Source organism: Pseudomonas emilianonis, assembly GCF_023072625.1.
GTDB lineage: Bacteria > Pseudomonadota > Gammaproteobacteria > Pseudomonadales > Pseudomonadaceae > Aquipseudomonas > Aquipseudomonas paraveronii.
Genome location: NZ_JAKNRV010000312.1, coordinates 1 through 6,181, shown reverse-complemented (window position 1 = coordinate 6,181; position 6,181 = coordinate 1). Strand labels below are relative to the sequence as shown.

Below are 6,181 nucleotides of genomic sequence, written 5' to 3'. Positions count from 1 at the left end.
ACCGAGTAACCGGGCGCGGGCAGGCCCAGGCCGAGCATGGCGGCGGGCACGGTGAAGCGCCGTTCTTCGCCGGTGGTTTCCTTAACCGTGACTTCGACGTCGGAGCGCCCATTCAGGCGCGGCACATTGCTCAAACTGAACGGGCCGGCGGGCACCACGGTGGAGTGAATCAACGTACCGTTCTGGCGCACTTCCACCTGGGCCGGGCCGTTGGCGATGCCGTTGATGGTCGCGCTCTGGTTCTGGTCTTGCAGGGCTTGTTCGGTGAGCACTTGCATGCCGGTGATTTGCGCACCCGCGAGCACCGGGTTGTAGAGGTTGATCTGCCCGGCCTGCAACACCGCCTGATGGCTGGCGAAGGTGCGCTGGGCGTAGGCGTCCAGGTGGGTGGTGCTTGAGGCGCTGTCTTGCCAGGTCTGCACCTGGCGGCTGCGCACGATCCAGTCGCCGGCGTTGAAACCGACCTCGGTATTGGCCGAGCCGAAGCGGCTGGAGTCGTCGCCGTAGTGGTTGTACAGGCCGGTCACGTCGTAGTTGAGCAGCGCGGCAAACCCGCCGGTCTGATAGCCGGAAATGTCCTGGGTGACCGGGCGCAGGGCCTGGGTGGGCACCACCAGGTTCAGGCTCAGGTTGGCCGGGTCATGCTCGATCACGGTTTGCGGGTATTGCTGGAGAAAGGCGTAGCAACTGCTTTCCTCGGCGGGGCCCGAAGACGGCGTCACCAACTGCGCGGCGTCCAGCAGCGGTGGGTCGAAGCATGTGGCGCCGTGCTGATCCACGCTGACATCGACGCGCCCGCGCCGCTGGCCGTTGACCGTCAGGTTGAGCGCATGGCGGCCTTGGGTAAAACGCGGGGCCTGCATCAGCAGGTTGGCGAGTTCAGGGTCGATGCCGCGCTGGAGCAGGGTCTGTGGGTCAAAGGAACCTGTCGACGACGGCGTTTGTGCCCATGCCAGGTTCGTCAGCAGCCCCTGACTGAGCGTCAGCACCAGCAATGCCAGGCGCGGTGAAACGCCAGGCACGGCTTTGCCGTCACGGAAATGGATGACTGTGTTCACACAAATGCACTCAGATAATGGAAGTGCCCGACTCGATTCCTTATCGCGCCAGACCTTCCCGGTGGCCTTCAGTAGGCGGCCACTTCGTTATAGAGGCGCCGTTGCATCCCTGGGCGCCGTCGCATCACAGGGTTATGGGCGCGTCGTGGGGCGCGACTGCAAAGCCGTACACCGTGGCGGGTTGCAGGCGCACGGTGGTGGCCCCGGCCCTGGCCCCGTTGGCGGTGACGGTCAGCGTTTCACCCGGCAGCAGGTACGTGCGTGGCAGCATCGCCGAAGCGTTGCCGGGTAGCAGTTGCAGCTCCTGGGCCAGGCGCACCACATACGGGGAGGGGTTGTGGACGCTGAGTTGATCGGCCTTCAAGGTCCATTCCAGGCCCAGCCACGGCGTGCGATTGGGCGCCAGCCCCTTGGGGTGAATGATCACCGGCAGGTTCTGGCGGACTGTCACGCCCACTTGGGCATGCCCGGCCTTGGCCGGGTCGCGCTGGGCGGGCATGCCTTCGAAAATCACGCGTTTGAGGCGTTGGGTTTTCAGCGGCGCCTGCGTTTGCAGGATGAACCGCACCAATTGGCTCTTGGACGCCTCGACCCGTGTCAGCGGCGGGGTCACGAACAACAGCGTGTCAGTGTCCTCGGGGATGTTTTCGAGGGTCACGTGCAGCAGGGCCATTTTGTTGTCGGTGTTGGTGACCGAGACCGTGGCCTCGCCATCGGCCTCGTTGACGATCACCACCGAGGTGTCCGGGACCATGCCGTCGGCACGCGCGACGCTGGCGCCGAGTACGGCCAATGCCACGCAGCAGAGGCGCGGCATTGCGCGCCAAACGGAAAAAATCAGGTTCATAGCAGGGCTCTTCAAATGGGCCGCCGAGCGCACGGTGCGTGACCGGGGCGTCGGCGGTGCGGTGTTAGAGGTAACGCAGGTCCAGCGTGATCGAGCCATCGAGGGGCACCTCTTCTTGGAGCGTCAGGGTGTTAGCCGGGCTGATCGAGGTGTCGACCCGCAGGGAGGCCACCAATTGCCGGATCGGCGCGGGCAGCGTGTCGCCGACGCGCGCAAAGCCCATGAACAGGCCCGGATACACGTAAGGCTCCGGTGACCATGTGCCGCCGTTGTCGGATGAGGTCAGGGTTTGCATCGACTGCGAGTCGCCTACCGGCCCACGCAGCGAGAGGCTGACCGAGCCCAGGCGTTCGCCGGGTGCGTGGGGGTTCACGCCCAGCCCATAAAAATAATCCGGCGCCAGCGATGACTCGCGCTTGTTATCGATGCCCACCAAGGCGAACAACACCGGGCCTTCGCAACTGATGCTCAAGCCCATTAGCTGGTTCGGCAACACCGTGAACTCGCTGGCGTTGAGCGTCGTCGCCAGGATCTTGCCGTGCTCGACCAGGCCGTTGTCCGACAGCGATACGTTGCACGCGCTGGGGGTGATTCGGCCGTTGACCTCCAACTCCACAATGGAGAGGGCGAAGGCCAAGGGCGCTGCCGTGAACATAAAGGCGAATGTCGGCAAGCGAGTAAGCAGGTTCATGGGGTGAGCTACCTGGTGTTGAACGGGTGGTACGGGCATCGGGCAAGGCGGTGGGTTACAGGTACTTGACTTCGATCGTGGCTGAGCCGTCGATCGCAGTGTCTTCGGTGATGGTCATGTTCTTTGCCGGGAGGATGAACGGGTTGACCGAGAGCGCCATCTGCGTGTTTTTGGCAGGGACAGGGACTCGCGCTGCGCCGGGGTCGCGAATCGAAACCATAATGGTTGTTGACCAGCCAGTGTCCGGATCCATGGTGGCCCAGGTAACGCCGTCGAACGAGAAGATAGGCGTGACGGCAGCCCCGTCGGCGACTCCGCTGTCGAGGCTCATGTAGTAACCGCCGATACGCTCACCGGGGATCGTCTTGCCGATCCCATATTCACCGTTGGCGCCGGAGTCGGCACGGTTGTCGGTGGTCTGCATGGCAAACAGCGTCGCTGACTCGCAGTCGATGCCCAATTGCAGGGTGGTCGGGGTCAGTTGGGTTCGGGTGTCCTGGTTAAGGTCCTTGACCGAAACCCGGCCCACGTCGACGGTGTTGGCTGAAAGGCTTGGCGTACACGCCGACGGCACGATCAGGCCCTTGACGGTCAGGTCGACGGTGGAGGCGGCAAATGCCGGTGAAAAGCTGCCGATCAGGCAGCAGGCGATCAGGGTTTTTATCGGGGTCTTCATGACGGAAATGCTCTTGGCGGATTGAGTGAAGGTCATGGCGTTACAGGTACTTGACTTCGATCGTGGCCGAGCCGTCGATCAGCGTGTCTTCGTTGATGGTCACGTTCTTTGCCGGGTTGATGAACGGGTTGACCGAGAGCGCCATCTGCGTGTTTTGGGCCGGGATAGGCACCGACCCTGCACCGACTGCGGCGATCGAGAGCAGGTAAGTCGTTCCCCAGGCGTCGTCTTCCCTAAAGCGAAACCAGGAGCCGCCGTTGTTGGTAGATCCGATCATCTGGACGGCAGTCGTGTCGGCTGTGGCGTTACTGAGCATCAGCCAGTAGCCGCCGATGCGCTCCCCGGCGGCGGTCTTGCCGATGCCAAGTTCGTTGATCGCGGCTGCCGAATCGGAGCGGTTGTCGGTAGCCTTCATGGCGAACAGCGTTGAGGCCTCGCAGTTGACGCTTAGCGTCAAGGTGGTCGGGGTCAGAAAGGTTCGGGTGTCCTGGTTAAGGTCCTTGACCGAAACCCGGCCTACGTCGACGGTGCTGGCCGAGAGAGTTGGCGTACACGCCGACGGCACGATCAGGCCTGTGACAGCCAGGTCGACGGTGGAGGCGGCAAACGCCGGGAAGGCGCAGCCGATCAGTACACCGGCAATGCTGGTGTGCAGTAGTTTTTTCATGACGGGTGAAGCTCCAGGGATGGATAGGAATACAGGGTGTCCAGGGAGGGACAGGGTTTTACGGGTGTTACAGGTACTTCATCTCAAGGGTCGCGTGCCCGTCGACGTTGACTTCGTCGGTGAGGGTCAGGCCATCGGCGCGGGCAATTCGGGTGTAGAGCACGATGTCCGCGTCGAAGACCGTCACCGCCATTGGCTGAGTGGTGTTGTCCACTGCGGCCACCGCGAGCAGGTTGAGGTGGCCCAACTGCGTACCGGGGGCCCAGGTGGTGCCGCCATCCAGGGACACGATGGTGCGCACGGCCTGGGTGTCTGCCACGGGGTTGTTCAACGTCAGCGAAACGCTGCCCAGGTTCTCGTCGTTGGGGGTCGTGCCCAGGCCGTGGTGGTTGGGAATCACCGCTGTGCCGTGGCGGTTGTCGATGGTGGTCAAGGCAAAGAGCGTCGAGCCTTCGCACTGCACGTTCAGGCGCAGGGTGTTGCGGGGCAGCAGCGTGTCTCTGTCTTGGTTGAGGTCGCGCGAGGTCAGCTTGCCGTGGTCGACGGTGCCGCCATCCGACAAGCCCGGCGTGCAGGCTTTGGGGGTGATGACGCCGGTCACGCTCAGGTCGATCTGGCTGGCCGCCAACGCGCTGGACACGTTCGTCAGCAGCAGGCTCGCCAGCAGGGCGGGGAAATATTTATGCATGGTATGAACAACCTCTGTGGGCAATGCCCTGCGTGGATGATGAGTTACAGGTACTTGACTTCGATCGTGGCGGAGCCGTCGATCAGTACTTCGTTGCTCAGGTCCAGGTTGTTGGCGGCGGCGATCGTGGTGTCGATCAGCATCTCGGTGACCACGTTCTTGATCGGGATCGGCTTACGGTTCTGGCCTGTCGAGCCGTCGCCAAACGCCGCCAGCTTTTCACTCATCCACATCACGTCGTCGATGGCACTCCAGCTCACGCCATCCAACGATTCGATCGGCTCGACGGCGACGTTATCGGCCACCGGGTCTCTGAGGGAGATCCAGAAAATGCCGATTTTCTGCAGGTTGTTGATCAGGCCCAAGCCGTAGCCGCTGCCGCCTTGGCCGTCCATTGACGAGCCGGGACGGTTGTCGGTGCTGCGCAACGCAAACAGGGTCTGGGCCTCGCAGTCCACGCTCAATTGCAACCGGGCGGTGGGCAGTTTGGTTGGGGCGGTGGGGTTGAGGTCTTTTGCCGCGATCTTGCCGTGATCCACCTTGCCACTACCGGACAGTGTCGGCGTGCAGGCGCTTGGGGTAATCAAGCCGGTGACCGTCAGCTCCACGGTACTGGCGGCGAACGTCATGCCGCTGCCGACAAGGGCGATGGCGGCAGTGAGGGCGGCTAGGGACTTTTTCATGTGATAACGCTTCCGGTGCAAAGCTGACTGCCAAGAGGCTGGGGGGCCCTTTGGCAGTTGCGTTGCGACCGACTGGAATGGCCGGTCGCGTCCCGCTCTTGGGATGCCGGGCAATTTATCGGGGGGAGGGCGTCTGGCAAATACAACAAATACGACATTGAGCGGATGTCGCACACGCACAATCGACTTGTCGGAACTCGTTTTAATGTCTGTAGGAAATATAAGGATTTCGTAGTTGTTGTATCGCTCATTCACCCTATTTCGAATAGCTTCCCCGCCGATACAGCTTCACGGCCCATTCGAACAGATGTGAGCATCAGCGCTTGAACCCTCGCCCATCTGTCGGCGCAGGTTCTGTCGGCCGTCGAGGTTGTCGATCCCGGCGCCGCGCGCTTCTTGAAGTTGAGGTAGTCATGTCATCAGGCCCTATCCCAGGCGACCGAGCAGGGGATGACCTGGGCGCGCAGCCCCCATTGACGCGGCATTGGCGCGAACTCACGGTGCTGTTGGTGGACGATCACCCCGCATACTGCCTGCTGATGGGCGCGATGTTGGAGCGATTGGGGCTGGCCTTTGCAGTGTGTGTGCAGGGCCAGGCCGCGCTGGCGATTCTGGATGTCACCCGCGTCGACCTGATTTTCAGCGACTGCCGGATGCCGGTGATGGACGGCTATGCCATGACCCGTGAACTGCGTTGCCGGGAACAGCGCGCGGGTACGGAGCGCGTGCCGGTCATCGCCTTCACCGGCACGCTGGGAACCCGCGAAATCCAGCAGTGCCAGGCCGCCGGCATGGATGCCTGGCTGGCCAAACCCGTGACCTTTCAACAACTGCGCCAAGTGCTCGGCGACTGGCTGCCCGGCCCGCGCAT

8 protein-coding genes are annotated in these 6,181 nt (G+C 62.8%); 1 reads left to right on the top strand and 7 read right to left on the bottom strand.

All coding sequences use genetic code 11. From position 1 onward, the window contains the following. The 7 genes from L9Z73_RS23525 to L9Z73_RS23495 form a co-directional block, all read right to left on the bottom strand. Positions 1–1,058: fimbria/pilus outer membrane usher protein (locus tag L9Z73_RS23525; RefSeq protein WP_247406165.1), on the bottom strand; the 1,058-nt coding region annotated here is incomplete at its 3' end. Positions 1,059–1,182: 124 nt separating this feature from the next. Beyond that, positions 1,183–1,905 (bottom strand): fimbria/pilus chaperone family protein, encoded by a 723-nt coding sequence (locus L9Z73_RS23520; protein WP_247406162.1) that lies wholly within the window; start codon positions 1,903–1,905, stop codon positions 1,183–1,185. A gap of 64 nt (positions 1,906–1,969) precedes the next feature. Continuing rightward, positions 1,970–2,596 (bottom strand): DUF1120 domain-containing protein, encoded by a 627-nt coding sequence (locus L9Z73_RS23515; RefSeq protein ID WP_247406159.1) that lies wholly within the window; start codon positions 2,594–2,596, stop codon positions 1,970–1,972. A gap of 55 nt (positions 2,597–2,651) precedes the next feature. Next, a complete protein-coding gene (locus tag L9Z73_RS23510; protein WP_247406157.1) occupies positions 2,652–3,272 on the bottom strand; it encodes a DUF1120 domain-containing protein in 621 nt (206 codons plus the stop codon). Between the two features lie 40 nt (positions 3,273–3,312). Next, positions 3,313–3,939: a DUF1120 domain-containing protein gene (locus L9Z73_RS23505; RefSeq protein WP_247406154.1), complete on the bottom strand. Its 627-nt coding sequence runs from the start codon at positions 3,937–3,939 to the stop codon at positions 3,313–3,315. Positions 3,940–4,006: 67 nt separating this feature from the next. Beyond that, a complete protein-coding gene (locus tag L9Z73_RS23500; protein WP_247406151.1) occupies positions 4,007–4,627 on the bottom strand; it encodes a DUF1120 domain-containing protein in 621 nt (206 codons plus the stop codon). A 44-nt stretch (positions 4,628–4,671) separates the two neighbouring features. Next, the gene (locus L9Z73_RS23495) at positions 4,672–5,310 is read right to left on the bottom strand and encodes a DUF1120 domain-containing protein (protein ID WP_247406148.1); all 639 of its coding nucleotides are present in this window, start codon (positions 5,308–5,310) and stop codon (positions 4,672–4,674) included. 413 nt (positions 5,311–5,723) lie between these two features. Between L9Z73_RS23495 and L9Z73_RS23490 the strand changes: the two genes are divergently transcribed. Next, the coding region (locus L9Z73_RS23490; protein ID WP_247406145.1) for a response regulator at positions 5,724–6,181 on the top strand (458 nt) is incomplete at its 3' end.

What these genes read in the sequence shown, in the direction of transcription:
- L9Z73_RS23500 (WP_247406151.1), bottom strand. Translation starts at nt 4,627, where the DNA reads ATGCATAAATATTTCCCCGCCCTGCTGGCGAGCCTGCTGCTGACGAAC.
- L9Z73_RS23515 (WP_247406159.1), bottom strand. Translation starts at nt 2,596, where the DNA reads ATGAACCTGCTTACTCGCTTGCCGACATTCGCCTTTATGTTCACGGCA.
- L9Z73_RS23505 (WP_247406154.1), bottom strand. Translation starts at nt 3,939, where the DNA reads ATGAAAAAACTACTGCACACCAGCATTGCCGGTGTACTGATCGGCTGC.
- L9Z73_RS23520 (WP_247406162.1), bottom strand. Translation starts at nt 1,905, where the DNA reads ATGAACCTGATTTTTTCCGTTTGGCGCGCAATGCCGCGCCTCTGCTGC.
- L9Z73_RS23510 (WP_247406157.1), bottom strand. Translation starts at nt 3,272, where the DNA reads ATGAAGACCCCGATAAAAACCCTGATCGCCTGCTGCCTGATCGGCAGC.
- L9Z73_RS23495 (WP_247406148.1), bottom strand. Translation starts at nt 5,310, where the DNA reads ATGAAAAAGTCCCTAGCCGCCCTCACTGCCGCCATCGCCCTTGTCGGC.